Below are 606 nucleotides of genomic sequence, written 5' to 3' on the forward strand. Positions count from 1 at the left end.
GCTGCGCATATTAAAAGTCATAAAGAAAAAGCCAGTTTTGCCGCACAATTGGGAGAAAAGCTAAATGGAACAACGGCATGTGTTTCTGCTCTGCGCTTTGAACGTTTGCAAAAGGCGGCCGATCCGGAAATTTTCTGTCAGTTGCTAATTCAGGTGGTGAATATTCGTGGGGCGGAGGGAGTGAATGTCTTGTCTCTGGCCGACAGTATTTTCCTGTGGATGGAAGAATGGCAACGTCGTGAAAATCATGAGCCAGAACATCGAGATCCCTTTAAGCGAAACCGCATCCGCTGGGCTAACGAATATCTTTCAACATCCTATGGCAAATAAGTAACTTAGAGGGATTTAATAATGACCACTTTTATTCAGTTACACTTATTAACGGCATATGCACCCGCTAACCTTAACCGTGACGATTCCGGCAGGCCTAAAACGGCATTTATGGGCGGTGTAGAGCGCCTGCGAGTGTCGTCACAAAGCCTAAAACGTGCCTGGCGCGTTTCGGAAACGTTTGAAGAAGCAATGGATGGTTTCATCGGGAAGCGCACTCGTCGAATTGGAGTGGACTATGTCTATCGTCCAATGATTGCTGCAGATACTGCAGCT

General features: G+C 46.7%; 2 protein-coding genes. Both read left to right on the forward strand.

Features of this window, described 5'->3' with window-relative positions; all coding sequences use genetic code 11:
* A partial coding sequence (gene casB / locus CWM53_RS12465; RefSeq protein WP_100750797.1) for a type I-E CRISPR-associated protein Cse2/CasB occupies window positions 1–330 on the forward strand: 330 nt, incomplete at its 5' end.
* Between the two features lie 21 nt (window positions 331–351).
* A partial coding sequence (locus CWM53_RS12470) for a type I-E CRISPR-associated protein Cas7/Cse4/CasC (protein WP_206062620.1) occupies window positions 352–606 on the forward strand: 255 nt, incomplete at its 3' end.

It is taken from the genome of Klebsiella sp. A-Nf5, assembly GCF_002810545.1.
GTDB lineage: Bacteria > Pseudomonadota > Gammaproteobacteria > Enterobacterales > Enterobacteriaceae > Klebsiella > Klebsiella variicola.